Source organism: Curtobacterium sp. MCLR17_040, from assembly GCF_003234735.1.
In the GTDB taxonomy this organism is placed as follows: domain Bacteria; phylum Actinomycetota; class Actinomycetes; order Actinomycetales; family Microbacteriaceae; genus Curtobacterium; species Curtobacterium flaccumfaciens.
This window is the reverse complement of sequence record NZ_QKTE01000011.1, coordinates 11,996-37,088: the sequence shown is the minus strand read 5'-3', so window position 1 is coordinate 37,088 and position 25,093 is coordinate 11,996. Positions and strand designations below refer to the sequence as shown.

The following is a 25,093-nucleotide window of genomic DNA, read 5'->3' as shown; positions in this document are numbered from 1 at the left end:
CCGGCGGTCTGGGATCGCACAGGTGTTGCGGGAACTGGGGACCAGAGTTCACCGGATCAATACTGTGGAGGGATGAGCGAGCTCGCTGTCCACCCGCCCGTCCTCGTGATGGGGGTCTCCGGCTCCGGCAAGTCCACCATCGGCCAGGCGCTCACCGACGCCCTGGTCGCGCAGGGCGAACCGTGCGTCTTCGTCGACGCCGACGACCTGCACCCGGTCGCCAACAAGGAGAAGATGCGGCAGGGGATCCCGCTCACCGACGAGGACCGCTGGCCGTGGCTCGACGCCTGCGCCGAGCGGATCGCCGCGGTCGAATCGGACGGCTCCCGGTGCGTGATGGCGAACTCGGCGCTCAAGCGTGCCTACCGGGACCGGCTGCGCGAGTCCGCGCCGGGTCTCGTCATCGCCTTCCTCGACGGGTCGCGCGACCTGATCGCCGAACGGCAGTCCCACCGCCAGCACGAGTACATGCCGACGACGCTGCTCGACTCGCAGTTCGCGACCCTCGAGCGGCCGCAGCCCGACGAGGCCGCCGTCGCGGTGTCGATCGACGGATCGGTCGACGACACCGTGCGGGAGATCCTCGCCGCGCTCGCGGTCACCACCGCCTGACGAGCGTCGACGACCCGCGACGGATCCGGGCAGTTCCTCCACAGGGCGCAGCGCGGCCGTCGCCATCCCCAACCGATCCCCGGTCCCGTCCGCGTCGAGGGGGACGCTCGTACCGTCGCTCCATGACCACGATCACTGCCGCCCGTCCAGATACCACTGTTGATACCATCGACCCCATGGCCATGACCCTCCGACTCGACGACGCCGAGGCAGCGGCGTTGCGCAAGCGTGCTGACCTCGAGGAGCGCTCGATGCAGGACGTCGCGCGCGCCGCCATCCGCGAGTACGTCGAGCAGCACAGCCGCAGCGATCTGATCGACGGCATCCTCGACCGAGAACTCCCGCGCTACGCCGAGGCGCTCGAACGACTCGGCAAGTGATCCACCTCACGACCGACGAGGCGTTGCACGTCGCTCGTCGGACCCTGGGAGCTGACTACGCGATCCGCGACGTCGGACTGCTCGAGGCGGCGGTCGCGCGACCCGCCGCGTCGGTGGGCGGGAACGACGCCTACCCGACGCTGGTCGAGAAGGCGGCGGCGCTCGTCCACTCCGCCGTCCGGAACCACGCCCTGGTCGACGGCAACAAGCGCCTCGGGCTGATGCTGCTCGTGGTCTTCCTCGGCGTGAACGGCGTCCGGCTCCACGCCTCGAACGATCAGGCGTACGACTTCATCGTCGCGATCGCCGAGGGGGAACTCGATGCCGTGCCGGAGATCGCTGCTGCTCTGACCGCGATGGTCTCGGACGCCTGACCGGCCGCTGGAACGGACAGCGGTCAGCGATCAGCGGCGCACCGCACTGATCGCCCCGTGCGGCCGGGCCCCCGGGTCCGTGCGGGTGTGGACGTCCACGACGTCGAAGCCCGCTTCGTCCAGCAGCGCCGCCAGGGACGCGACCGGCCAGCGGTAGGCGGTGACGACGGCGTGGTCGAAGGCCTCGACCGCGGCGCCCTCGAAGAACCCGAGCAGCAGCCCACCGCAGGGGGCGAGCACCCGACGGAACTCGGCGAGTGCCCCACCGATCTGCGACGGTTCGTGGTGGATCACCGAGTACCAGGCCAGGACCCCGTCGACGCTGCCGTCCACGAGCGGGAGCGCGTCGAGCGACGCGACCCGGAAGTCGATGTCCGCGTCCACGGCGCCGTGCGTCCGTCGTGCGTGCTCGACGAACTCAGGCGCCGCGTCGATGCCGCTGACACGGTGCCCCTGCCGTGCGAGGTGCGCCGTCCAGTGACCGGGGCCGCACCCGGCGTCGACCAGGGGACCGCTTCGACCGGCTGCCCAGGCGTCGACGAGGGCTCGGTCGTCGGGGTGGACGGTGTCCATCGACCCGAGCAGTGCCGCGTACTCGTCGGCCCGAGCGCCGTACGCCGCCGTCACCCGCTCCGTCATGCGCCCGACCGTACCGCCGCAGCGCCGAACCGTGCGAGGTTCCGTGTTCCGTGCGACCCGGCACCCCTCGCACCAGGCACGGAACCTCGCACCACGCGGCAGTGCGGCGCCGCCAGCGTCAGAGCTTGAACGTCGCCCGAGGGATGTCGGACACGATGCGGCGGGCGGTGCGGACGGCGTCCTCCTCGGAGACCTGGTGCGTGACCACGAGCGACGCCAGGTACGCCGCGTCTGCCCGCCGCGCCATGTCGTGCCTCGCGGGGATGGAGCAGTACGCGCGGGTGTCGTCGATGAACCCGGAGGTCTTGGTGAACGACGCCGAGTCGGTGACGGCCGACCGGTAGCGCCCGATGGCCGCCGGGGTGTCGATGAACCACCACGGTGCGCCCGCGTACACGGCGGGGTAGAAGCCCGCCAGCGGCCCGATCTCGCGCGAGAAGACGGTCTCGTCGACGGTGAACAGCACCAGATGGAACCCGGGAACGGTGCCGAAGGACTCGAGCAGCGGCCGGAGCGGCTCGGTGAAGGACCCGACGGCCGGCAGGTCGTGCCCGGTGTCCGGCCCGAAGCGCTCGAGCGTCGGGGTGTGGTGGTTCCGGATCACCCCGGGGTGCAGCTGCATGACGAGGCCGTCCTCCACGCTCATCTCCGCCCAGCGGTAGAGCATGTCGTGCCGGTACGCCGTCGCCTCGGCCTCGGTGACCGACGACGCGTCGCGCAGCGCCGCGGCGTGGATGCGTTCCCGCTCGCTCGACGGCAGGGGAGCGGAGCCCGCGTCGAGCACCCCGGTGTCCGTGGCGGTCGCACCGTGCTCGATGAAGTAGTGGCGACGTGCGCGGAGAGCCGCCAACAGCCCTGCGTGGGTGCCCGTGTCGATGCCGGCGGCCTCGCCGATCGACGCGACCACGGGCCTCCAGTCCGACCGCGTCGGGTCGAACACGGCGTCCGCGCGGAACGTGGGGAGCACCCGGCCGGTGAAGCCGGGGTCCGCCGCGAGCTGCGCGTGCGCAGCGAGGTCGTCCGCCGGGCCGTCCGTGGTGGCGAGGACCTCGATGCCGAAGGCGTCGAAGAGCGCGCGTGGCCGGAAGGCGGGCGACGCCAGCAGGCCGGCGATGTGGTCGTACTGGTCGTCCGCGTTCGCCGCGGACGGCGCCTGGTCGAGCCCGAACACGTCGTGCAGCTCCGTCTCGAACCAGTAGCGCACAGGGGTTCCGAGGAAGTCGTCCCAGTGCTCCGCCAGCTGCCGCCAGATGGCACGGCCTGGCGGCGTCGGCTCAGCGGCATCGCGCCAGCGATGCGCCGACGCCGCCGGGCGAGCCTGCGAGCCCGGGCGGGGCCCCGACAGGTCCGCGCGTCCCAGCGCGGCCAGGTCCACCCCGTTCGCGTGCAGCAGGCGGAGCACGTAGTGGTCGGGCGTGATGAGCAGCGAGGCGGGGTCGCTGAACGGCTGGTCCGAGGCGATCAGCGCCGCGTCGACGTGCCCGTGCGGCGAGATGATCGGGGCGTCCTTGACCGCCTCGTACACGGTGCGTGCCACGGCTCGCGCTCCGGGGTCGGCGGGGAACAGCCGGTCGGGGTGCGGTGCGAGCCGGGTGGGGGTGCTGGTGCGGGTCATCATCGACTCCTTCGGGGACGGCGAGTTCGGGTGGTGCGAGTGTGGGGCGGCGGGATTTCCGGATCAGGCGGTTCCGGCACGGGGCGCCGGTCCGGTCGACTCGCGCACGGTCAGGTGGGTGGGCAGGGCGACTGCGCCGGACATGTGCTCCCCGGGCAGCTCGTCGGCGGGCAGGGCGCCGAGCCGTCCGAGCAGCATCCGGATCGCGACCCGGCCGGCCCGCTCGATCGGCGAGGTCATCGTGGTGAGCGGCGGGTTGCAGAAGTCGGCGCCGAAGATGTCGTCGCAGCCCACGATGCTCATGTCCTCGGGGACGCGGACCCCGCGCTCCCGCAGCCGGGCGAGCATCCCGATGGCGATCAGGTCGTTGAAGGCGATGCACGCGGTCGCACCGGCGTGCACGGCGGCGTCGGCGGCCGCGGCGCCGGAGTCGACGAAGGGTGCGTGCGGCCCCACTCGGGCGACGCGGATCCCCAGGCGCTTGGCGACCTGCACGAGCGCGCGCCACCGACGCTCGTTCGACCACGAGCTGTCCGGCCCGGCGACGTACAGGATCTCCCGGTGTCCCAGTGACACCAGGTGCTGCACCGCCTGCTCCACCCCGCCGGGGGTGTCGATGAGCACCGAGGGCACGCCGGTGGGCCGACGGTTCACGACGACCAGGGGGATCCGTTCGGCGAACCGTGCGATCTGCGCGTCGGACAGTCGTGACGCCGTGAGCACGACCCCGTCGGCCTTCGCCCCCACGGCGGTGAGTGCGGCCATCTCGGCGTCGGCGGACTCCTCGGTGTCGACGAGCAGCTGCGTCCAGCCGGCCCCGGCGAGCTGGTGCTGCGTGCCCCGGATGACGTCGAAGTAGAACGGGTTCGTGATGTCGGACACGAGCACCGCGACGGCGCGGGTGCGGCCGGAGGTCAGCGCCCGGGCCTGCGAGTTGGCGACGTAGCCGAGCTCGCGGGCCGCCCGCTGGATGCGCTCCTGGGTGAGGGGGTTGACCCGGTCGGGCAGGGACAGGGCGCGGGAGACGGTGGACGCGGCGACCCCGGTGGCGTCAGCGATGTCGCGGATGGTGACGCGACGCGCGGCACCAGCGGCGGTGCCCGCGGCACCGCCCGTGCGCCCGCCGCCGTCCGTCGAGAGGTCCTTCACGAGGCCGAACGTATTCGCGTCTGGCAACAAGTGGCAACCGGTTGCCGCATGTTGCCAACGGCGGAACAGTGGTGCCACCGAGCAGCGCCGCTCGGAGGAGGTCTCGAGGAGGAAACCCCCGTGAAGACGCGAAGACTGCAAGTCCGCACCCTCGTCGGTGCCGTCGCCGTGGTCGCCCTCACCGCACTGTCCCTGCAGGGATGCGCCGTGGTGAACGGCAGCGGCGACGACCCGAACACCCTCCGCGTGATGATGGGCGCGGACACCACCTACCCCAAGGAACGCAAGCAGTGGCAGCGGGAGACCGCCGCCGAGTTCAAGCGCACGACCGGTGCGGACATCCAGTGGGAGACCTACTCGTCCGCGCAGGAGGAACTGACCGCGATCCAGACGAGCGTCATCTCCGGGCAGGGCCCCGACGTCTACGCGATCGGCACCACCTTCACCCCGACCGCGTACGCCACCGGTGCCTTCGTCGAGATGGGCACGAAGGAGTGGGACGCGATCGGCGGCAAGGACCAGTTCGACCCCGCGTCGTTCGGCATCTCCGGTCCGAGTGCGTCGAAGCAGATCGGGATCCCGTTCGCCAGCCGTCCGTTCGTGATGGCGGTGAACAAGGACCTGCTCGCCAAGGCGGGGATCACCGACATGCCGACCACGTGGGACGAGCTCACCGCCGACGCGAAGGCCACCACGGGTGACGGACGCCACGGGATGGCGATCGCCTACGCCGACGGCTTCGACCCCTGGAAGTTCGTGTGGGGGATGGCCCAGAACGCCGGCAACACGATCGTCGACGGTTCGAAGGCCGAGATCGACAGCGAGGCCGTCGAGAACGCCTACCGCACCTACTTCGACTGGGTCACGAAGGACGGCGTCGTCGACCCGGCCGCGATCGGTTGGAACAACGCCCAGGCCCTCGCGCAGTTCACCGAGGGCAAGGCCGCGTTCTTCCCGATGACGACCACCACCGCCATCAACTCCTTCAAGGACACCAAGGTCGACGGCAAGTACGAGTTCGCCCTGCTGCCGACCGTCCCGCCGGGGGCGTCCGAGCGGCCGTCCGACGGGATCGAGGCCGCCAGCATCCTGTCCGGCGACAACTGGGTCGTCGCCGACTACGGCAGCAAGCAGGAGCTGTCGTTCGCGTTCGTCAAGCAGCTCAGCGCCCCGAAGGCCCAGCTCGAGTACTACGACCTGTTCGGCAACCTGCCGACCAACGCCTCGGCCGCCGCCGACCTTGCAGCCGACAACCCGCAGCTCAAGCCGATCATCGACGCCGGCCGCCTGTCCAAGCCGACCGCGTTCACCGGCGCCTGGTCCGACATCCAGCTCGCCCTGGTCGACGTGGTCGTGCAGTCGATCCCGTCGCTGAAGTCCGGCGAGGTCACCGACGACCAGCTCCGCAAGCGACTGCAGGACGCCCAGAAGGACGCCCAGGCCACCCTCGACCGTCAGAAGAACGGAGGTCTGGGATGACCAGCACGCAGACCAGGCCCCGCACCGACGCGGCGCCGCCCCGGCCGGTCCGCCCGGCCGGCAAGACGCCCCTCTACAAACGCGAGCGCCCGCTGTGGATGCTCCTGCCCGGCGGGGTCCTCATGCTCGCCGTGATCGTGGTGCCGCTCCTGGTGGGCTTCTGGATCGCGATGCTCGACCTCGACCAGTACACGCTCCGCCAGTGGTTCAGCGCCCCGTTCGTCGGGTTCGCGAACTTCACCGAGGCGTTCACGAACTCGCCGCTGCTGCACTCCATCTGGATCTCGGTGTCGCTGTCGGTGCTCGTCACGGCCGTGACCGTGCCGATCGGGGTCGCCGCCGCGATCTCGACCCAGAACCGGTTCCCCGGTCGCGGGCTCGTCCGATCGATCTACCTGATCCCGTACGTGCTCCCCGCGTTCGTCGTCGGCACGTTCTTCCGCACGATGCTCCAGCCGCAGGGGGTCGTGAACTCGATCCTGCACACCGACGTGCTGTGGCTGAACGGCTCGGCGTCGTACTGGGCGCTCGCCGGCGTGATGATCTGGACGAGCTGGCCCTTCGTCTACCTGCTGTCCCTGGCCGGACTGCAGGCCGTGGACAACGAGGTGCACGAGGCCGCAGCGCTCGACGGGGTGACCTGGTGGGCGAAGCTGCGGTACATCATCTTCCCGTACCTGCGCGGACCCCTCAGCCTCGCGGTGATCATCTCGATCCTGCACAACATCAACAACTTCACGCTGCCGTTCGTGCTGTTCGGGATCCCGCTGCCGTCCAGCGTCGAGGTGATGCCCGTCCTGACGTACATCGCGAGCTTCCAGTCGTTCCGCTTCGGTCTGTCCGCGGCGATGGCGATCTGCTCGCTCGTGATCGTGGCGATCCCGCTGTTCGTCTACCTGCGGGCGGTCAAGCTCGACACCGGCGACGACGCCGGCCCCAACCGGAAGCAGCGTCGCGCCGACCGCGCCACGCTCGCCGCCGCCCCGACCGCCGCCGACATCGACGGAGCACGCGCATGACCACCCCGAGCACGTCCTTCAGTACCCGCACCCGCCCCACCGCGACGCTCACCGAGAGCATCACGACCGGCAGCGGCGGCCGACGGAGCAAGCGTCCCTACGACACCGACGTCACCCGGTTGCTGCCGCGCTGGCTGCTCGTCACCGTCATCGCGGTGATCATCGCGTTCATCGCCGTCCCGGTGCTCTACATCCTGTTCGGCTCGGTCAACTCCGACGTCGCGGTCGCTCGCGGCGAGTACTTCCCGTCCGAGTTCACCCTGTCGAGCTACGTCGAGATCTGGTCGACGGTCGCCCTCGGTGAGGGACTGGTGAACTCGATGCTCACCGCCGGTGCCGTCGCCGTCGCGAGTGCCGCGCTCGCCGTGTCCACGGCCTACGTGCTCGTCCGGTTCCGGTTCCTCGGGCGGCTGACGATCCTGCGTGGGCTCCTCGCCCTGCAGTCGATCCCCGGCACGCTCCTGCTCCTGCCGGTCTTCGTGGTGTTCTCGAACATCGCCAGCGCCACCGGCGTGCAGATCATCGGCACCCGGTGGGGCCTGTTCGTCACCTACCTGACCTTCGCCCTGCCGTTCTCGACGTGGGTGATGGTCACGTACCTGCGCGGCCTGCCGAAGGAACTCGAGGAAGCGGCGCGCATCGACGGCGCCAGCTCGACGAAGATCCTGACGAAGATCGTCCTCCCGCTGTCGTGGCCCGGCATCGTCGTGTCCGCGATCTTCGCCTTCCTGCTCGGCTGGAACGACGTCCTGTTCTCCACGATCATGACGACCCCGAACACCCGGACGGTCGCCGTGGTCCTGCAGGTGCTCGGCACCACCCAGGAGGGCGGCGCCGTCCCGATCTACGGCCAGATGATGGCCGCCTCGATCGTCTGCGCCGTCCCCGTCGTCGCCCTGTACCTGATCTTCCAGCGCTACCTGGTCGGCGGGCTCACCGCCGGCTCCGTCAAGTAGCGCTGTGCAGTCTGCCGACTTGTCCACAGACTGCCTGGAGGCGCGGTGCCAGCCCGCCCCGCGCCTCCAGTCTGGTCGCATGAAGGGAATGCAATGACCCAGCCCAGTTGGGAACTCTCCGGTTTCGGCGACGAGATCGACGCCGATCCGGTCGTCCAGGTCGCGGTCCTCCAGGCGCTCGGCGCGAGCGCCATCGAGGTCCGCAGCGCCTGGGGCGTCAACGTCGTCGACCTCGACGAGGACCAGCTCGCCGGACTCCACCGGCTGCTCGACGAGCGCGGGCAGACCGTGTCCGCGATCGCCTCCCCGATCGGCAAGGTGCCCGTCTACGAACCCGTCGAGCACGAGGTGTCACGGCTCGCCCGTGCGATCCGTGCCGCGCACGCCCTCGGCACCACGAACATCCGGATCTTCTCGTTCTACTTCGAGGGCCGCAGCCCCGACGACGTCCGCGACGACGTCCTCGTCCGGATGCGGGCGCTGGCCGACCTCGCCGAGCGCGAAGGCGTGACGCTGCTGCACGAGAACGAGAAGGACATCTACGGCGACGTCCCCGCGCGGGTGCTCGACATCGTCGAGAGCGTCGGGTCCCCGGCGCTCCGGCTTGCCTGGGACAACGCGAACTACGTGCAGTGCGGCGTCCGGCCCTTCACCGACGGCTGGGAGCAGCTCGCCCCGTACGTCGACTACCTGCAGGTCAAGGACGCCCTCGCCGCCGACTCGTCGGTGGTCCCCGCGGGCGAGGGTGACGGCGAACTGCTCCAGACCCTCACCGCGCTCCGCGACGCCGGCTACTCCGGGTACGCCTCGCTCGAGCCGCACCTCAGCGACTTCACCTCCCTCGGCGGGTTCTCCGGTCCCGCGGCCTTCGGTCGTGCCGGCCGGGCCTTCCGCACCCTCACCGACCAGATCGGAGTCACCCTGCGATGACCGAACCCACCAACCCGCTCCGCCTGGCCGTCGTCGGCGCCGGTGTCATCGGACGCCACCACGCCACCGTCGCCGTCCACCACCCCGACCTGCAGGTCGTCGCCCTCGTCGACGCCGTGCCGGAAGCCGCCACGAGCGCAGCCGACGCAATCGAGGCGATGGGCGTCGCCCGCCCGATCACGACGTCCACCATCGAGGAGGCGATCGACCAGACCGACATCGACGTCGTCGCGATCTGCTCGCCGTCCGGCATGCACGTGCAGCTCGCCGAGGCCGCCCTGGCCGCCGGCAAGCACGTCGTCATCGAGAAGCCGCTCGACACCACGATGCCCCGGGCCCGGCAGATCGCGGCGCTCGCCGCAGCCGCTCGTGACCGCGGGCTCGTCACGAGCGTCATCAGCCAGCACCGCTTCGACCCGGCGTCGGCAGCCGTCGCCCGGGCCGCGCACGACGGCGGGTTCGGCACCGTGACCTCGGGGCTCGCGAGCGTCGCGTGGTACCGGTCGCAGGGGTACTACGACTCCGGTGACTGGCGCGGCACCTGGGCGCTCGACGGCGGCGGCGCGGTGATGAACCAGGGCGTGCACACCGTCGACCTGCTCGTCTGGGCGCTCGGTCGTCCGGTCGAGATCTCCGCGCAGACCGGCCTGCTCGCGCACGACCGGATCGAGGTCGAGGACACCGCCGTCGCCACCGTCCGGTTCGCCGGCGGGGCGCTCGGGGTCGTCCACTGCACGACCGCCGCGTACCCGGGGCTCTCCGCCCGCTACGCCGTGTACGGCACGCACGGCTCCGCCATCGTCGACGACGACCGGCTCGCGTACTTCCACATCGCCCCGGACACCGCCACGCTCGAGTCCGCGTCCACCACGTCGAACGCCACCGCGGTCGCCGGAGCGGTCGACCAGAAGGACCAGGTGGTCCCGCCCGAGCACGTCATCGGCGGCCCGGTCGAACCCGACCACTTCGCCGCGGGCCACGCTCGGCAGTACACGGACATCGTCGACGCGATCCGGCAGGGCCGCGAACCGGGTGTCACCGTCGATGCGGCCCTCGTGTCGCTCGCCACCGTCCGCGGGCTCTACGTCAGCGCGACGCTCGGACACCCCGTGCGCATCGACGACGTGATCGAGGGGAAGTACGACGATGTGGTGCCCGTCGTCGGCACACCCGCCACCGCCAGCGCGACCGAAGGAGCCACCCGATGAAGTTCTCCGTGTTCACCGCCTCCACCCCCGACTGGACCCCGTCCGAAGCCGCCGAGACCCTGGCCGCACAGGGCTGGGACGGCATCGAGTGGCGCATCGTCGACGACCGCCCGGCCGACGGCACCGAGGTCCCCGCCGAGCGGTCGTTCTGGGCGGGCAACAACTCGACCTGGCAGTACACCGGCATCCGCGACCGGGTCGGCGAGATCGCCCGGGTCACCGACGCCGCCGGGCTCGAGTACTCGGGCATCGGCGGCTACCAGCCGGCCGCCGACCACGACGGCGTCGAGACGATGCTGCGCGTGACCAGCGAACTCGGCGCCCGGCAGGTCCGCGTCACGATGCCGCACTACCGTGCCGAGCAGGAACGCACCGGCGAGACCTACCCGCAGCTCTTCGACCGCACCCGCGCCGACCTCGAGTGGGTCGCGTCGCGTGCGTCGGAGCTCGGCGTGAAGGCACTCGTCGAGCTGCACCACATGACGATCACGCCGTCGGCCTCCGCGGCACTGCGACTGATCGACGGTCTCGACCCCGCACACGTCGGCGTCATCCACGACCTCGGCAACCTCGTGATCGAGGGGTACGAGGACCACCTCGCCGCGTTCGAACTGCTCGGGCCGTACCTGGCGCACGCCCACGTGAAGAACGCCCGCTGGGTCGACACCGGCGACACCCGTGCCGACGGCAGCTCGATCTGGCAGCACGAGTGGGCACCCCTGCGCACCGGCCAGGCGTCGGTGTCCGAGTACCTCGACGCGCTCCGCCAGGTCGGGTACGACGGATGGGTCACCATCGAGGACTTCTCCACCGACCTCCCGCTCGAGGCCCGCACCGCCGACAACCTGGCGTACCTCCGCTCCCTCGTACCGGTGTCGGCATGACCGATCGGCGTCCGGGCATCGTCCACCTGGGGGTGGGGGCCTTTGCTCGTGCCCACCTCGCCTGGTACACCGCCCACACCACGGGGGAGCCGTGGGGGATCACCGCCTTCACCGGCCGCTCGCCCGCCGCCGCGGACGCGTTGACCGCGCAGGACTGCCGGTACACGCTCGTCACCCGAGCCGCGTCCGGCGACGGAGCCGAGGTGGTCGACACGATCGTGGCCGCCCACCCGGGCAGCGACGACACGGCCTGGAGGCACGTGGTCGCGTCCCCGGAGACGACCATCGTCACGCTGACGGTCACCGAGCAGGGCTACCGGTCCGGTTCCGACGTGCCGGCGCGGCTGGTCACGGGGCTCGACGCCCGCCGTGCCGCCGGCTCCGGGCGCATCGCGCTGGTCAGTCTCGACAACCTGACGCACAACGGGGCGGTCCTGCGGGACGCCGTGCTCGACGCCGTCACCGACGACGCCCTGCGCGACTGGATCGAGGCGTACGTCACGTTCCCGAGCTCGATGGTCGACCGGATCACCCCGGCCACCACCGACGACGACGTCGCGCGCCTGTCGGAACTGCCGGGTGCGCTCGCCGGAGACCGGGTCCCCGTCGTCACCGAGCCGTTCGCCGAGTGGGTGCTCGAGGACGCCTTCGCGGGCACCGACCGGCCCGCCTGGCAGACGGCCGGCGTCCGGATCGTCGACGACGTCACCCCGTACGAGCAGCGGAAGCTCTGGCTGCTGAACGGCTCGCACTCGCTCCTCGCCTACCTGGGGCTGCAGCTCGGCCACGACACCGTGGCCGAGGCGATGGACGACCCGGTCTGCCGCACCGCCGTCGAGCAGCTCTGGGACGAAGCCGCGCTCGAACTCCCGCTGCCCGAGGCCGAGGTCAAAGACGCCCGTACGGCCCTGGTCGAACGGTTCGCCAACCCGCGCATCCGGCACACCCTGCGGCAGATCGCGTCCGGCGGCTCGCAGAAGCTGCCCGTCCGTGTCGTCGACGTCGTGCGGCACCGGCTCGCCCGCGACCCCTCGGCCGGCATCGGCACCGGAGCGGCCACCGCCCTCGCCGCATGGTGGTTGCACGTCACCGAGCAATCTGACCTGGTGGACGACCCCGGTGCCCCCGGGCCAGACTCGGACGTGCACGACGTCCTGGCCGTCGTCGCGCCCGAACTCGACACCACCCCCGTGGTCGCCGCCGTGACGGCGGCGGCCGACCGCATCCGCACCGCCGCGGCACGCGCCCGCGAACGCTCCAACGGAGGAGTCCACGCATGACCGACACGACCACCACGAACCCCGCGGCCCCGGTCCCCGGCGCCACCGACAGCGGGCCGGCCGAGACCACCGCCGGCCGTCCGGACACCTGGGCCTCGGCGGACCGCGGCCAACTGATCGAGCGGGCCGAGGTCATCGTGACCAGCCCGAACCGGAACTTCGTGACGCTCAAGCTCACCACGGCCGACGGCGTCACCGGGCTCGGCGACGCCACCCTGAACGGCCGCGAGCTCGCGGTCTCCGCGTACCTGTCCGAGCACGTCGTCCCGCTGCTCGTCGGCCGTGACGCCAGCCGCATCGAGGACGCCTGGCAGTTCCTCTACCGGTCGTCGTACTGGCGCCGTGGTCCGGTCACCATGGCCGCGATCGCGGCCGTCGACATGGCCCTCTGGGACATCAAGGCGAAGGTCGCCGGGATGCCGCTGTACCAGCTGCTCGGCGGGGCATCGCGCACCGGGCTCATGGCGTACGGCCACGCCTCGGGCAAGGAGCTGCCCGAGCTGTTCGACTCCATCCGCGAGCACCAGGAAGAGGGCTACCGCTCCATCCGGGTGCAGACCGGTGTCCCCGGCCTCGAGTCCATCTACGGCATCGCCTCGAACAGGACCACCGAGGGCAACGCCGGCGTCCGCTACGACTTCGAGCCCGCCCAGCGCGGTGCGTACCCGGCGATGGAGGACTGGGACACCCGCGCCTACCTGCGCCACGTGCCCACCGTGTTCGAGGCCGTCCGCAACGAGTTCGGCCCCGAACTGCCGCTGCTGCACGACGGCCACCACCGGATGACCCCGCTGCAGGCCGCCAAGCTCGGCAAGTCGCTCGAGCCCTACGACCTGTTCTGGCTCGAGGACTGCACCCCCGCCGAGAACCAGGAGGCCCTGAAGCTCGTCCGGCAGCACACCACGACGCCGCTGGCGATCGGCGAGGTCTTCAACACCATCTGGGACTTCAAGGACATCATCCGCGACCAGCTCATCGACTACGTCCGCGGTGCCGTCACGCACATGGGCGGCGTCACGCCGCTCAAGAAGACGATGGAGTACGCGGCGCTGTACCAGGTCAAGTCCGGCTTCCACGGGCCGACCGACATCTCCCCGGTGGGCCTTGCCGCGCAGATGCACCTCGGTCTCGCGATCCACAACTTCGGCATCCAGGAGTACATGCAGCACGGACCGCAGACCAACCAGGTGTTCCACCAGACGTTCACGTTCACCGACGGCTACCTGCACCCGGGGGACGAGCCGGGCCTCGGGGTCAGCCTCGACGTCGACGAAGCCGGCAAGTACCCCTACGAGCAGGCGTACCTGCCGTTCAACCGCCTGGCCGACGGCACCGTCCACGACTGGTAGTCCCTGGCATCCTGGCTGGCACAGTGGTCGCATGGAGTTCGCCGACGTCGCCAGGGAGCTGTTGCTCGTCGCGCCGCAGGACTTCGTCGCCGAGCGCACCGCACGGCAGCGCGCGGTGCGGAAGGACGACCGTGCCCTCGCCACGGCGGTCGGGAAGCTCCGGAAGCCCGCCCCGGCCGCATGGGTGATCGACCTGCTCGCCCACGACGGTGCCCTCGACGACGCCGTCGACCTCGGACCGGCGCTCCGCAAGGCGCAGGCCGACGCCGACCCCGACGCGATCCGGACGCTCCGTCGGCAGCGCGCCGAGGTCGTCGACGCCCTCGCGCAGGCCGGTGCGGACCTGGCGTCCGACGCCGGGCACCCCGTCACCCCGGCGGTGCTCGAGCAGGTCCGGTCGACGATCGAGGCGGCGATGGCGGACCCGCACGCCGGCGCGGCCGTCCGGTCGGGGCTGCTCGTGACGGCGCTCGAGAGCGTGGGGTTCGACGCGGTCGACCTCGACGGGGCGCTCGCGGATCCGGACGCGGTGCCCGATGCCTGGTCCGGCAGCGATGCCCCACCCATCCCCATCTCCCAGGCGAGGGGTGCGCGGAAGGCGAGCCGTGCCTCCAGGCCCGCGCAGCGCGACGCCCCGGAGTCGGAGCCGGACGCCGAACCCGAGCCGAAGCGCGACCCGGCCGCGGACCGGAAGGCCGCGCGCCAGGCCGAGACCGCCGCGCGCACGGAGTCCCGCGACGCCGACGCAGCACTCGACACCGCCGAGGCCGATCTCGAACAGGCGGAGGAGCGCCGCGCGGAGCTCCAGCGTGCCCTCGAGCAGGCCGAGGCCGAGATCACCCGGCTCGAGGCAGCCCGCGACGAGGCCGAGGCAGCGAGCGACCGGGCGCGCGACGTCCTCCACGCCGCGCAGGAGCACCGGCGGGAGGTCGGCCGCTGAGCCGTCCGGCGCGACCTCATCACCTCGGATGAAAAGCGGCCGCACGGCTCGGTCCCCGTCCGGCGAGGCCCATACGCTCGCGTCATGACCTCCCTCCTCCGCCGGTACCGGCACCTGCTGGCCCCCGCCGCCGGCGCCGTGTACCTCGTGCTCTGGATCGTCGCCGAAGCCGGACGCGCGGGGCTCGCCGACCACGTCGTCGTGGTGTCGGCCTTCGCCGTCGCCATCGGCCTCGCCGCGTGGATGCCCGCGACTGCGCTCGGACTGGTCGTCGGCATCCCGCTCCTGCAGGCGGCCCGGCTGCTCACCCGGCCGACCGACACGACCTGGCCGGAGTACCTGGCGATCGCGATCGTCGTCGGCATCGTCGGCGCCGGTCGGTCCGACCTGCTCCGCTACGTGGCGGTCCCCGTGCTCCTGCTCGCGAGTGCGGCAGCCGCCTGGGCGATGGCGGTCCCGACCGCTGCCGACCAGGACGTCTGGGGCAGCTGGGTGGGGAACTCCGGCGGGACCCGGTCCGACCTCGTCACGATCACCTTCGCGTTCGTCGGGGTCAGCGGTGTCGCCTGGGCGGTCGGCGTGGCCATCGGTGCCGCGTGGCGGATCGGCCTCGCGCGGGTCCGGGTGGTCGAGGCGCAACGCCGCACCGAGGTGACCACCACCGAACTCCGGGCCGAGCAGGACCGCGCGCGGATCGCCCGCGACGTGCACGACTCGCTCGCCCACTCACTGGCCGTCGTCGTGTCCCAGGCCCAGGGTGCCGCGGCCATCGCCGTGCGGGACGAACACGCCGCCCGGGCGCTGCAGGACATCGCCGACGTGAGCCGCTCGGCACTGGGTGACGTCCGGTCCCTGGTGGAACGCATCCAGGCGAGCGACGACGCCGACCGCCACGGGCTGTTCGACGTCCCCGACCTGGTCGAGGACATGCGGGAGCTCGGGATGACCGCGACGTTCGAGGAGCACGGCGCCGGACTCCTGCCCGCGGGCAGTGCCAGCGCGGTGCACCGGATCGTGCAGGAGAGCCTGACGAACGTGCTGAAGCACCAGGGACGGACCGCGACGGCCCGGGTGGCGCTCGATTGGCGCGGCCCGGGGCTCGGCGTCGTCGTGACGTCACGGGGAACCGAACCCCTCGTCGAGCTCGACGGTGTCGGGTCCGGTGTCAGCGGGATGCAGGAGCGTGCCCGACTGGCCGGCGGCTGGCTGCGTGCCGGTGTCGGCGACACCCCGGACGAGTGGGTCGTCACCGCGTGGCTGCCGACGACCGCCGCCGTGCCGACCACGGCGACGGCGGACACCGACACCGGCACCCACTCCGAGGCCGATACCAAGGCCGTCCTGCCGGAGCACGTCCGATGAGCGCCGTCCGCGTCGCCGTCGTCGACGACCAGCGGCTGTTCGCCACCGGGATGCAGATGCTCGTCGACGCCCAGGACGACATGACCTGCGTCGGGACCGCCGGCGACGGTGCCGCCGCCCTCGAGCTCTGCGCCGCCGAACACCCCGACGTGCTGCTGCTCGACCTGCGGATGCCGGTCATGAACGGCATCGAGACCCTGACGCGGCTCGCCGCCTCGACCCAGGACCGCCCGCGGGTCGTCGCGCTCACGACCATCCGCCGCGACGACGCCGTCCTCGCCGCACTCCGTGCCGGAGCCGCCGCGTTCCTGACGAAGGACGCGCTGCCCGAGGTCGTCACCGCGACCATCCGCGACGTGCACGCGGGCCGACCTGCACCGACGGAAGCGGAGGCGCTGGACCTGCTGCGCGCGCAGGGCACCCCGGCCGTGACCGATCGGCGCGACGAGGTGCTCGACGCGCTGACGGCTCGCGAGCGCGAGGTCTTCCTGCTCGTCGCGAAGGGGCTCAGCAACGCCGAGATCGCCGAGTCGGTCTTCCTGAGCGACGCCACCGTGAAGACCCACGTCCGCGCCGTCCTGACGAAGCTCGGACTCCGGAACCGGATCCAGGTCGTCATCACCGCACACGAACGCGGCCTCGTCCGCGCCTAGGGGGAACCATGCAGATCACGAACCGCGTCGCGAAGACCGGCACCCTCGTCGTCGTCCTCGCCGGACTGGCCACCGCCGTCGTCCACGGGCTGCCCGAACGCGCCGACGTCGCGGTCGCACCCACCGTCGAACAGGACAGCACGGCGTGGGCGATGCCGCTCGACGCCTTCGTCGCACCGGCCTCGTCGAAGACCACGTACGCGGAGGACCTCGTGGCCGAGCCCTGCCTGCGGAAGGCCGGCATCGACGACCCGGCTCCCTGGGCGACCGCGGCCGGGCTGCAGGCCGACGACGACGCGGCCGACACCGCCGCCCGGGCGAACCCCTCACCCGCACTCGCGACCACCCGGCCCCTCACCACGGTGCTCGCCGAGGCCCGCGGCTACCACGGGCCGTCCGCCGCCGGTGCGAACCAGGAGGGCCTGCGGAAGTGGGGGTACGACCCGGACCGCCAGGCCGCGTTCGCCGCGCTCCCGGACGACGTGGCCGCCCGCTGCTGGAAGGCAGCCCGGAAGACGCTCGGCACCACACTGCGCGGCATCGAGCAGACCGCGTCCGAACTGGCCCAGCGCCTGACGTACCTGGCGGCGCTGGACGCACGCCAGGACGACCCGGTCCGCACGGCCGCGGCCGGGTGGCGCACCTGCATGGCGCCGTCCGGTGTGCCGGACCTGCCGGAGGGTCCGGAGGGCATGCCGACCCCCTCGATGCACGTCAGCGCCCGTGACGGCGACCAGGTCGTCCTGTTCTCGGACGATCCGGGGAAGGCCGAGGTCGCCGTCGCCGAACGGGACGTCGCGTGCCAGGAGTCATCCGGCTACCGCAGCGCGCTGTACGCGGCGGAGTGGGAACGGCTGCTGCACGTCACCGCGACCGACGCGGCCGTGCTCCGGAAGGGTTCGACGCGGCAGCCGCAGGTGGACGCCCGCCTCGACCGGGTGATCGCGCGGCTCGCGCCGGCGGCACCGACGGACGTCGACTGACGCGGCGGTCGCGGGGAGCGGTCCTGGGGGGAGCGCCCCGCGCCCGCCGCGTGGGGACGACGGACGGGAGGCCCGTGGCAGGACCGCCACGGGCCTCCCGTCCGTCCCGGTGTGCGTCCGGATCGTGACGCGCGACACGCCCGGACAGCCCTGCTAGACTCAGTCCCTGACTTCGGCGAGGGCTGCGTACGCGCGGCCGTGATCGACGCGGTGGGATACCCGGCAAGACCCTGGGATCGTTCCTCACGCGTGCACGCGTTCGAGTTGCAACACCACAGACCCCCACGATGCCGGCACCCCGGCGTCGTCCCCGACACCAGGAGGCACCATGGCCGACTACACCAAGCTCGCAGCGGAAGTCCGCACCAAGTTCGGCAAGGGCGCTGCTCGCAAGCTCCGCGCGGCCGACAAGATCCCCGCGGTCGTCTACGGCCACGGCACCGAGCCGAAGCACATCTCGCTGCCCGGTCACGAGACCATGCTGCTCGTCCGTACGGCCAACGCGGTCGTCGACCTCGACATCGAGGGTGCTGCGCAGCTCGCCCTCGTCAAGGACGTCCAGCGTGACCCGGTGCGCCAGATCATCGAGCACATCGACCTCGTGGTCCTCCGCCGCGGCGAGAAGGTCACGGTCGACGTGCCCGTCGTCATCGAGGGCGAGTCCTTCTCCGGCACCATCCACGTGCAGGACCTCAACACGATCTCGCTGCTCGTGCTCGCCACCGACATCCCGGAGCACGTCTCCGTGAACGTCGAGGGCCTCGAGGACGGCGTGCAGATCCACGCCGCGCAGCTCGAGCTCCCCGAGGGCGCCGAGCTCGAGACCGACCCCGAGGCGCTGGTCGTCGCGATCGTCACCCCGCGTGGCACCGCTGACGACGACGCTGCGGACGAGGCCTCGGCCGAGGCCGGCGCCGAGTCGGGTGCCGAGGGCGCCGCGGACTCCGAGTAACACCCCTTCGAAGACATCTGGTCGACGCTGTGACGGATCGAATCCTCGTGGTGGTCGGGCTCGGGAACCCCGGGCCCGACTACGCCGGCAACCGCCACAACGTCGGCCAGATGGTCCTCGACGAACTCGCGTCCCGCATGGGAGCGACGTTCAAGAAGCACAAGACGCCGAACCAGGTCGCCGAGGGGCGCCTGGTGCCCGGCGGCACACGACTCGTGCTGGCGAAGCCCGGGTCGTTCATGAACACCTCGGGCGGACCGGTCTCCTCGGTGCTCGGGTTCTACAGCGCCACCCCGGCCGACCTCGTCGTCGTGCACGACGAGCTCGACCTGCCGTTCGACACCGTCCGCCTGAAGGGCAGTGGCGGGCACGGCGGGCACAACGGGCTGCGCGACATCATCAAGGCCACCGGCACGAACGAGTTCATGCGCGTCCGGGTCGGCATCGGGCGTCCGCCCGGTCGGCAGGACCCGGCCGACTACGTGCTGCGTGACTTCTCCGCAGCCGAGAAGAAGACGCTGCCGATCCTGCTGGCCGACGCGGCCGACGCGGTAGAAGCGATCGCCGAGGTCGGGCTGCTCGCCGCACAGCAGCGCGTGCACGCTCCGTCCTGAGCGCTCCGTGCCGGGCGTCGGCGCTGTTCGCCCGTCGCGCACGTCGCGGCCGGTGTCGGTGGCGGCCGGTACCATCTCCTGAGTGACGATCTCGGGCATCATCCCTGCGCTCTCGCGCGCCTCCGCCTTCGATCGCGTGCTGCGCGCCGCACCGCGCGACGCCGACTTCTCCGTCGTGGACGGCCTGCGCGTGCCGCTGCTCGGCGCGCTGCTCGCCGAGCGCAACGGCCCGCAGTGCGTCCTCGTCATCACGGCGACCGGGCGTGAGGCCGAGGCGGTCCGCGAAGCGTTCGGCAGCTACGTCCCCGATGCCGACGTGCTCGAGTTCCCGGCGTGGGAGACCCTGCCGCACGAACGCCTCAGCCCGAGTGCCCAGACCGTCGGCACGCGCATCGCGACGCTCCGGAAGCTCGCGGCGTGGCAGGCGGCGGACCCGGCCGAGCGTCGCCAGACCATCGTGGTCGCGAGCGTCCGAGCCGCGCTGCAGCCGATCGCGAGCAACCTGACGTCCCTGGCGCCCGTGGTGCTGCGGACCGACTCGCGGGGCAACGACCTGGCGGCGATCGCGTCCCAGCTGGTGGACCTCGCCTACTCGCGTGTCGACCTCGTCACCCGCCGTGGTGAGTTCGCGGTGCGCGGTGGCATCCTCGACGTCTTCCCGCCGACGGCCGACCACCCGGCACGCGTCGACTTCTTCGGCGACGAGATCGAGGCGATCAAGGCGTTCTCCGTCGCCGACCAGCGCACGACCGAGGACGACCTCGGTTCGGTCGAGCTGACCGCCTCGCGCGAACTCCTGCTCAGCGACGACGTCCGGCAGCGGGCGCGCGAGATGCTGCACGAGTTCCCGAACCTGTCCCAGATGCTCGCGAAGATCGCCGAGGGCATCCCGGTCGAGGGCATGGAGTCCCTCGCCCCGGCGCTCGTGCAGGACCTCGTGCCGATGACCTCCTACCTGCCGGACGACGCCACCATCGCGGTGTTCTCGCCCGAGCGGGTGAACGGCCGCGCGAACAGCCTCGCCGAGACGAACACCGAGTTCCTGCAGGCGGCCTGGAGTGCAGCGGTCGCCGGAGCCCAGGCCCCGATCGACCTCGACGCCGGCAACTTCCTGACCGTGCAGCAGCTCAAGAACACTCGGGGGCAGCGCACCTGGTGGACGGTGTCGCCGTTCGACTCCGGCCTCGACGAAGGGGACACCGAGCGCGTCCTCACCGACGCCGAGGCCGCTGCCGAGGCCGGCGAGTACATCCGCGTCCGGGCCGAGGCGGTCCCGAGCTTCGCCGGCAGCGCCGACGGGGCGATCGCGCACGTCAAGTCGCTGACCGACGACGGGTGGGCCGTCGTGGTGACCGCGCAGGGCCAGGGCCTCGTCGAGCGGGCGGTGCAGGTGCTCGCTGACGCCGGGGTCGCCGCCCGTGCCGCAGTAGTCGACGCGCCGCCGGAGCCGGGGTTCGCCGTCGTGACGACCGCGACCGTCGAGCACGGCTTCGCCATCCCCGACCCCCGCATCGCGGTCCTGAGCGAGGCGGAGTTCTACGGCCGCAGTGTCCAGCAGGGTGCCCGCACCGTCAAGAAGCTCGCGAGCCGACGCAAGAACGTCGTCGACCCGCTGCAGCTCAAGCCGGGCGACGTCGTCGTGCACGCGACCCACGGCATCGGCAAGTTCGTCGAGCTCGTCAGCCGCGAGGTCTCCAGCGGTGGCCGGAACGCCGTGAAGACGCAGCGCGAGTACCTCGTGCTCGAGTACGCGCCGTCGAAGCGCAACTACCCGGGCGACAAGCTCTTCGTGCCGACCGACCAGCTCGACCAGCTGTCGCGCTACGTCGGTGGCGAGTCCCCGACCCTGTCGAAGATGGGCGGCTCGGACTGGTCCGCCGCCAAGTCGAAGGCCCGCAAGGCCGTCCGCGACATCGCCGTCGACCTGGTCAAGCTGTACTCGGCGCGGATGGCGTCGAAGGGGCACGCGTTCGGTCCGGACACCCCGTGGCAGCGCGAGCTGGAAGAGGCGTTCCCGTTCGCCGAGACCGCCGACCAGCTCACCACGATCGACGAGATCAAGCGCGACATGGAACGCCCGATCCCGATGGACCGCCTGCTGTCCGGCGATGTCGGCTACGGCAAGACCGAGGTCGCGATCCGTGCCGCGTTCAAGGCCGTGCAGGACGGCAAGCAGGTCGTCATGCTCGTCCCGACGACCCTGCTCGTCCGCCAGCACATGGAGACGTTCCAGGAGCGCTTCGCCGGGTTCCCCGTCCACCTGCGCGCCCTGAGCCGGTTCCAGACCGAGAAGGAGTCGAAGGAGACCGTCGCCGGGCTCGCCGACGGCACGGTCGACATCGTCATCGCGACCCACCGGATCCTGTCGCAGGGCATCACCTTCAAGGACGTCGGGCTCGTCATCATCGACGAGGAACAGCGGTTCGGCGTCGAGCACAAGGACCAGCTCAAGAAGTTCAAGACGAACGTCGACGTCCTGGCGATGTCGGCGACCCCGATCCCGCGCTCGCTCGAGATGGCGGTCACGGGCATCCGCGAGATGTCGACCCTCGCCACCCCGCCCGAGGACCGCCACCCGATCCTGACCTTCGTCGGCCCGCAGTCCGACCTGCAGGTGGCGGCGGCGATCCGCCGCGAGCTGCTGCGCGAGGGCCAGGTGTTCTACGTGCACAACCGCGTGAAGGACATCCAGTCGGTCGCCGCGCACCTGGCCGAGATCGTGCCGGACGCGCGCATCGCCGTGGCGCACGGGCAGATGTCGGAGACCGCCCTCGAGCAGGTCATGGTCGACTTCTGGGAGCGCCGCTTCGACGTCCTCGTCTCGACGACGATCATCGAGACCGGTCTGGACATCGCGAACGCGAACACGCTCATCATCGACAAGGCGGACAAGTACGGCCTGTCGCAGCTGCACCAGCTGCGCGGACGTGTCGGCCGTGGGCGGGAGCGCGGGTACGCGTACTTCCTGTACGACTCCGAGAAGCCGCTGTCCGAGACCGCACAGGACCGCCTCGAGACGATCGCCGCGAACAACGAGCTCGGCGCGGGCATGCAGGTCGCCATGAAGGACCTCGAGATCCGCGGGGCCGGCAACCTGCTCGGCGGGGAGCAGTCCGGCCACATCGCGGGCGTCGGCTTCGACCTGTACCTGCGGATGATCGGCGAGGCGGTGTCGCAGTTCCGTGGGGACGTCGCCGAGGGGCAGACCGAGCTCCGGCTCGAGATCCCCGTCGATGCGCACATCCCCGAGGACTACGTCGAGTCCGAGCGACTCCGGCTCGAGGCGTACCAGAAGCTCTCGGCGGCCTCGGCCCCGACGGCCCAGCCGAACGCGATCGACATGGTGCTCGACGAGCTCACCGACCGCTACGGGCAGCCGCCGCAGGCCGTGCAGACCCTGGTCGAGGTCTCCCGCCTCCGTCGCATGGCGCAGCAGGTCGGCCTGTCCGACGTCGTAGTCATGGGCTCGAACCTGCGGGTCGCCGGCAAGGAGCTCGCCGACTCGTCGCAGGTGCGCCTGAAGCGCATGTTCCCGGGTGCGCGCTGGTTCCCGCAGCAGAACGCGACGAGCATCCCGATGCCGCGTCCGCACGACCAGGCGCTGCCGGACGACGCCCTCATCCAGTGGGTGGAGAGCATCCTCACCGCCGTGTACGGGGCGACGACCCCGGCCGAGGCGCCGGCCGCGTAGACGCGAGCGGAGACGGCCTGGAGGCACGGTGCGGGCCCGCACCGTGCCTCCAGGCCGTCCGTGGCCACGTCCACAGCGCGCACGCCCTTCGCGACGATCCACGCGTCGAACGACGCGTGCCCTGTCGCGGAACGGGTGTGAACCCCGGCCCGCGAGCCGCTACTCGGTGTCCTCGGCCTCGGACAGCTCGCGGCGAGCGCGGTACGCCCGCGCCCGCAGGGTGACGACGACCGCCGACGCGACGATGGCGATGCCCGAGCCGACGAGCACGGCGAGGACGCCCTCGTCGAGGATCTCCTCGTTGCGGGCGAACGCCAGCTCGTTCATGAGCAGCGACACCGTGAACCCGATGCCGCCGAGCACGCCGACGGTGATGATCGAGAAGAACGACAGCGACGAGCGGCCGGGCGAGCGGAAGATCCGCGTGGCGATCGTGCCGAACAGCGTGATGCCGATCACCTTGCCGACCGGCAGCGCGAGGACGACCGCCCAGAACGTGGGGGAGAGCTCGCTGATGCCGACCGAGGGGATGATGACGGCGGCCGACGCGAACGCGAACACCGGCAGGACGATGGCGTTCGACCACGGCTCGACGTTCTCGTGCAGGGTGTGGCCCGGGCGGCGGGGCAGCACGAGCCCGAGCGCGACGCCGGCGATGGTGGCGTGCACACCGGAGTGGTAGACGAGCCACCAGGTCAGGAGCCCGACGACGACCATCGCCACGATGACGAGTGTCTGCCCGCTGCGCCCCGGACGGAGCATCCGGCCGAGCAGCCAGAACGCCGCGAGGGTGACGACAGCGCCCGCGAGGGCCAGGAAGTCGGTGTCGTGGGCGAACACCACGGCGATGATGATGATCGCGATGAGGTCGTCGAGCACGGCCAGCGCGAGCAGGAACACCCGGATGCCGCTCGGCAGCCCGCGACCGAACATGGCGAGCACCCCGAGCGCGAACGCGATGTCCGTCGCCGTCGGGATCGGCCAACCGTGCGTGTACTGCGTGCCCGCGGTGACGAGCAGGAAGATGCCGGCCGGGACGAGCACGCCGCCGACCGCGGCGATGGCGGGGATGATCGCGGTCTTGGGGTTCGACAGCTCGCCGTCGACGAGTTCCTGCTTCAGCTCGATCGCGACGAGCAGGAAGAAGACCGCGAGCAGGCCGTCGCTGATCCAGTGCGCGATCGACAGGTCGAGGCCCAGGGCACCGAGCGGCAGGTGCGCGTCGAGCAGCCGTTCGAGGCCGGGGCCGATCGGGGAGTTCGCCACGACCAGGCCGAGCACGGCGGCGGTGAGGAGCGCGATGGCGCTGAAGCGGGGGGAGCGGACGAGGGACGACATGGATCTCCGTCTCGAGGGGTCGGGTGAGTGTCCGTCGACCAGACTTCCCGACACACCACGACCAGTCTACGCGGGTGGCACGATGACGTGATGACCGCCGTACCGGACCTCGTGACCGTCGTCGACCGCCTGCTCGCCGAGGACGGCGGGTGCGTCTGGAACCGGGCGCAGACCCACGCCTCGCTCGCCCGCTACGCCGTCGAGGAGTCGTACGAACTCGTCGACGCCATCGACGACGGCGACCCGGACGACGTCCGCGAGGAACTCGGCGACCTGCTCTACCAGGTGGTCCTGCACGCGGGGATCGCTGCCCGCGCGGGGGACTTCACCCTCGAGGACGTCGCCGCCGGGGTCCGGGACAAGATGACCAGGCGTCACCCGCACGTGTTCGGCGACGAGACGGCGGACACCGTCGAGGACGTCGTGCGGGTCTGGCGTGCGGCCAAGGCGGCCGAGAAGGCGAGTCGGCGGAGTGCGTTCGACGGGGTGCCGCGGGCGATGCCGCCGCTGGAGCGCGCGGTGAAGCTGCTGGAACGCCTGGAGGAACGTGGAGACGCCGACGCGGTCGTCGCGTCCGTCGTCGGGGCCGGTTCCGGCGTCGGCCCGGAGGCCCTTGGTGCGTCCGCCCTGCCCGCTGCGGACGACGGGGTGGGCACGGTCGACGCCCTGTCTCTTTCACACACCTA

At 71.5% G+C, this 25,093-nt stretch carries 22 protein-coding genes and 1 pseudogene; 19 read left to right on the top strand and 4 right to left on the bottom strand.

What is annotated here, in order from left to right; all coding sequences use genetic code 11:
• Positions 1 to 72 precede the first annotated feature (72 nt).
• From DEJ01_RS11065 to DEJ01_RS11055, 3 genes are all read left to right on the top strand, one after another.
• Entirely contained in the window at positions 73 to 612 is a 540-nt protein-coding gene (locus DEJ01_RS11065; RefSeq protein ID WP_111054909.1) for a gluconokinase, read from the top strand.
• A 176-nt stretch (positions 613 to 788) separates the two neighbouring features.
• Complete coding sequence (locus DEJ01_RS11060; RefSeq protein WP_017886769.1) at positions 789 to 992, top strand: ribbon-helix-helix protein, CopG family; 204 nt, start codon at positions 789 to 791, stop codon at positions 990 to 992.
• The gene (locus DEJ01_RS11055; protein WP_111029614.1) at positions 989 to 1,366 is read left to right on the top strand and encodes a type II toxin-antitoxin system death-on-curing family toxin; all 378 of its coding nucleotides are present in this window, start codon (positions 989 to 991) and stop codon (positions 1,364 to 1,366) included. Before DEJ01_RS11060 ends, DEJ01_RS11055 begins: the two co-directional genes overlap by 4 nt.
• 30 nt (positions 1,367 to 1,396) lie before the next feature.
• Here the strand turns inward: DEJ01_RS11055 and DEJ01_RS11050 are convergent, their stop codons facing one another.
• The 3 genes from DEJ01_RS11050 to DEJ01_RS11040 form a co-directional block, all read right to left on the bottom strand.
• Positions 1,397 to 2,005 carry a class I SAM-dependent methyltransferase gene (locus tag DEJ01_RS11050; protein ID WP_111092999.1) on the bottom strand — a complete coding sequence of 203 codons (609 nt, stop codon included), beginning with the start codon at positions 2,003 to 2,005 and terminating at the stop codon, positions 1,397 to 1,399.
• Between the two features lie 118 nt (positions 2,006 to 2,123).
• Entirely contained in the window at positions 2,124 to 3,620 is a 1,497-nt protein-coding gene (gene uxaC, locus DEJ01_RS11045; RefSeq protein ID WP_111092998.1) for a glucuronate isomerase, read from the bottom strand.
• 63 nt (positions 3,621 to 3,683) lie between these two features.
• Positions 3,684 to 4,769, bottom strand: coding sequence for a LacI family DNA-binding transcriptional regulator (locus DEJ01_RS11040; protein ID WP_181438430.1), 1,086 nt, complete (start codon positions 4,767 to 4,769; stop codon positions 3,684 to 3,686).
• A gap of 120 nt (positions 4,770 to 4,889) precedes the next feature.
• On the opposite strand from DEJ01_RS11040, the gene DEJ01_RS11035 reads away from it, so the two are divergent.
• The 15 genes from DEJ01_RS11035 to mfd all read left to right on the top strand — a co-directional run bounded on the left by DEJ01_RS11035 (position 4,890) and on the right by mfd (position 23,069).
• Positions 4,890 to 6,248 (top strand): ABC transporter substrate-binding protein, encoded by a 1,359-nt coding sequence (locus DEJ01_RS11035; protein ID WP_181438429.1) that lies wholly within the window; start codon positions 4,890 to 4,892, stop codon positions 6,246 to 6,248.
• Positions 6,245 to 7,267: a carbohydrate ABC transporter permease gene (locus DEJ01_RS11030; RefSeq protein ID WP_027464479.1), complete on the top strand. Its 1,023-nt coding sequence runs from the start codon at positions 6,245 to 6,247 to the stop codon at positions 7,265 to 7,267. The genes DEJ01_RS11035 and DEJ01_RS11030 overlap by 4 nt, the downstream gene beginning before the upstream one ends.
• Positions 7,264 to 8,223 carry a carbohydrate ABC transporter permease gene (locus DEJ01_RS11025; protein WP_220038682.1) on the top strand — a complete coding sequence of 320 codons (960 nt, stop codon included), beginning with the start codon at positions 7,264 to 7,266 and terminating at the stop codon, positions 8,221 to 8,223. Before DEJ01_RS11030 ends, DEJ01_RS11025 begins: the two co-directional genes overlap by 4 nt.
• 93 nt (positions 8,224 to 8,316) lie before the next feature.
• Positions 8,317 to 9,153: a sugar phosphate isomerase/epimerase gene (locus DEJ01_RS11020; RefSeq protein WP_111092997.1), complete on the top strand. Its 837-nt coding sequence runs from the start codon at positions 8,317 to 8,319 to the stop codon at positions 9,151 to 9,153.
• Positions 9,150 to 10,361 carry a Gfo/Idh/MocA family protein gene (locus DEJ01_RS11015; RefSeq protein WP_111092996.1) on the top strand — a complete coding sequence of 404 codons (1,212 nt, stop codon included), beginning with the start codon at positions 9,150 to 9,152 and terminating at the stop codon, positions 10,359 to 10,361. The genes DEJ01_RS11020 and DEJ01_RS11015 overlap by 4 nt, the downstream gene beginning before the upstream one ends.
• Positions 10,358 to 11,245, top strand: a complete 888-nt coding sequence (locus tag DEJ01_RS11010; protein ID WP_111092995.1) for a sugar phosphate isomerase/epimerase — start codon at positions 10,358 to 10,360, stop codon at positions 11,243 to 11,245. The genes DEJ01_RS11015 and DEJ01_RS11010 overlap by 4 nt, the downstream gene beginning before the upstream one ends.
• Positions 11,242 to 12,525 carry a mannitol dehydrogenase family protein gene (locus DEJ01_RS11005; protein WP_111092994.1) on the top strand — a complete coding sequence of 428 codons (1,284 nt, stop codon included), beginning with the start codon at positions 11,242 to 11,244 and terminating at the stop codon, positions 12,523 to 12,525. The genes DEJ01_RS11010 and DEJ01_RS11005 overlap by 4 nt, the downstream gene beginning before the upstream one ends.
• Positions 12,522 to 13,874 carry a D-mannonate dehydratase ManD gene (manD, locus tag DEJ01_RS11000; protein WP_241660452.1) on the top strand — a complete coding sequence of 451 codons (1,353 nt, stop codon included), beginning with the start codon at positions 12,522 to 12,524 and terminating at the stop codon, positions 13,872 to 13,874. Before DEJ01_RS11005 ends, manD begins: the two co-directional genes overlap by 4 nt.
• 31 nt (positions 13,875 to 13,905) lie before the next feature.
• Entirely contained in the window at positions 13,906 to 14,814 is a 909-nt protein-coding gene (locus tag DEJ01_RS10995; RefSeq protein WP_111092993.1) for a hypothetical protein, read from the top strand.
• An 84-nt stretch (positions 14,815 to 14,898) separates the two neighbouring features.
• Positions 14,899 to 16,176 (top strand): sensor histidine kinase, encoded by a 1,278-nt coding sequence (locus DEJ01_RS10990; RefSeq protein ID WP_111092992.1) that lies wholly within the window; start codon positions 14,899 to 14,901, stop codon positions 16,174 to 16,176.
• Positions 16,173 to 16,829 carry a response regulator transcription factor gene (locus tag DEJ01_RS10985; RefSeq protein ID WP_111092991.1) on the top strand — a complete coding sequence of 219 codons (657 nt, stop codon included), beginning with the start codon at positions 16,173 to 16,175 and terminating at the stop codon, positions 16,827 to 16,829. Before DEJ01_RS10990 ends, DEJ01_RS10985 begins: the two co-directional genes overlap by 4 nt.
• An 8-nt stretch (positions 16,830 to 16,837) precedes the next feature.
• Positions 16,838 to 17,812, top strand: coding sequence for a hypothetical protein (locus tag DEJ01_RS10980; protein ID WP_111092990.1), 975 nt, complete (start codon positions 16,838 to 16,840; stop codon positions 17,810 to 17,812).
• Between the two features lie 328 nt (positions 17,813 to 18,140).
• Positions 18,141 to 18,764: a 50S ribosomal protein L25/general stress protein Ctc gene (locus DEJ01_RS10975; protein WP_071405234.1), complete on the top strand. Its 624-nt coding sequence runs from the start codon at positions 18,141 to 18,143 to the stop codon at positions 18,762 to 18,764.
• Positions 18,765 to 18,793: 29 nt separating this feature from the next.
• The gene (gene pth / locus DEJ01_RS10970) at positions 18,794 to 19,378 is read left to right on the top strand and encodes an aminoacyl-tRNA hydrolase (protein WP_111054896.1); all 585 of its coding nucleotides are present in this window, start codon (positions 18,794 to 18,796) and stop codon (positions 19,376 to 19,378) included.
• 82 nt (positions 19,379 to 19,460) lie between these two features.
• Entirely contained in the window at positions 19,461 to 23,069 is a 3,609-nt protein-coding gene (gene mfd / locus DEJ01_RS10965; protein WP_111092989.1) for a transcription-repair coupling factor, read from the top strand.
• Positions 23,070 to 23,228: 159 nt separating this feature from the next.
• Here the strand turns inward: mfd and nhaA are convergent, their stop codons facing one another.
• Positions 23,229 to 24,407: a Na+/H+ antiporter NhaA gene (gene nhaA, locus DEJ01_RS10960; RefSeq protein ID WP_111033598.1), complete on the bottom strand. Its 1,179-nt coding sequence runs from the start codon at positions 24,405 to 24,407 to the stop codon at positions 23,229 to 23,231.
• A 90-nt stretch (positions 24,408 to 24,497) separates the two neighbouring features.
• On the opposite strand from nhaA, the pseudogene DEJ01_RS18570 reads away from it, so the two are divergent.
• Positions 24,498 to 25,093, top strand: a pseudogene (locus DEJ01_RS18570) (MazG family protein); the annotation flags it as partial.

What these genes read in the sequence shown, in the direction of transcription:
- nhaA (WP_111033598.1), bottom strand. Translation starts at nt 24,407, where the DNA reads ATGTCGTCCCTCGTCCGCTCCCCCCGCTTCAGCGCCATCGCGCTCCTC.
- DEJ01_RS11005 (WP_111092994.1), top strand. Translation starts at nt 11,242, where the DNA reads ATGACCGATCGGCGTCCGGGCATCGTCCACCTGGGGGTGGGGGCCTTT.
- DEJ01_RS10990 (WP_111092992.1), top strand. Translation starts at nt 14,899, where the DNA reads ATGACCTCCCTCCTCCGCCGGTACCGGCACCTGCTGGCCCCCGCCGCC.
- DEJ01_RS10995 (WP_111092993.1), top strand. Translation starts at nt 13,906, where the DNA reads ATGGAGTTCGCCGACGTCGCCAGGGAGCTGTTGCTCGTCGCGCCGCAG.
- manD (WP_241660452.1), top strand. Translation starts at nt 12,522, where the DNA reads ATGACCGACACGACCACCACGAACCCCGCGGCCCCGGTCCCCGGCGCC.
- DEJ01_RS10985 (WP_111092991.1), top strand. Translation starts at nt 16,173, where the DNA reads ATGAGCGCCGTCCGCGTCGCCGTCGTCGACGACCAGCGGCTGTTCGCC.
- DEJ01_RS11065 (WP_111054909.1), top strand. Translation starts at nt 73, where the DNA reads ATGAGCGAGCTCGCTGTCCACCCGCCCGTCCTCGTGATGGGGGTCTCC.
- DEJ01_RS11025 (WP_220038682.1), top strand. Translation starts at nt 7,264, where the DNA reads ATGACCACCCCGAGCACGTCCTTCAGTACCCGCACCCGCCCCACCGCG.
- DEJ01_RS10980 (WP_111092990.1), top strand. Translation starts at nt 16,838, where the DNA reads ATGCAGATCACGAACCGCGTCGCGAAGACCGGCACCCTCGTCGTCGTC.
- uxaC (WP_111092998.1), bottom strand. Translation starts at nt 3,620, where the DNA reads ATGACCCGCACCAGCACCCCCACCCGGCTCGCACCGCACCCCGACCGG.
- DEJ01_RS11020 (WP_111092997.1), top strand. Translation starts at nt 8,317, where the DNA reads ATGACCCAGCCCAGTTGGGAACTCTCCGGTTTCGGCGACGAGATCGAC.
- DEJ01_RS11010 (WP_111092995.1), top strand. Translation starts at nt 10,358, where the DNA reads ATGAAGTTCTCCGTGTTCACCGCCTCCACCCCCGACTGGACCCCGTCC.
- DEJ01_RS11015 (WP_111092996.1), top strand. Translation starts at nt 9,150, where the DNA reads ATGACCGAACCCACCAACCCGCTCCGCCTGGCCGTCGTCGGCGCCGGT.
- DEJ01_RS11050 (WP_111092999.1), bottom strand. Translation starts at nt 2,005, where the DNA reads ATGACGGAGCGGGTGACGGCGGCGTACGGCGCTCGGGCCGACGAGTAC.
- DEJ01_RS11030 (WP_027464479.1), top strand. Translation starts at nt 6,245, where the DNA reads ATGACCAGCACGCAGACCAGGCCCCGCACCGACGCGGCGCCGCCCCGG.
- DEJ01_RS10975 (WP_071405234.1), top strand. Translation starts at nt 18,141, where the DNA reads ATGGCCGACTACACCAAGCTCGCAGCGGAAGTCCGCACCAAGTTCGGC.
- DEJ01_RS11060 (WP_017886769.1), top strand. Translation starts at nt 789, where the DNA reads ATGGCCATGACCCTCCGACTCGACGACGCCGAGGCAGCGGCGTTGCGC.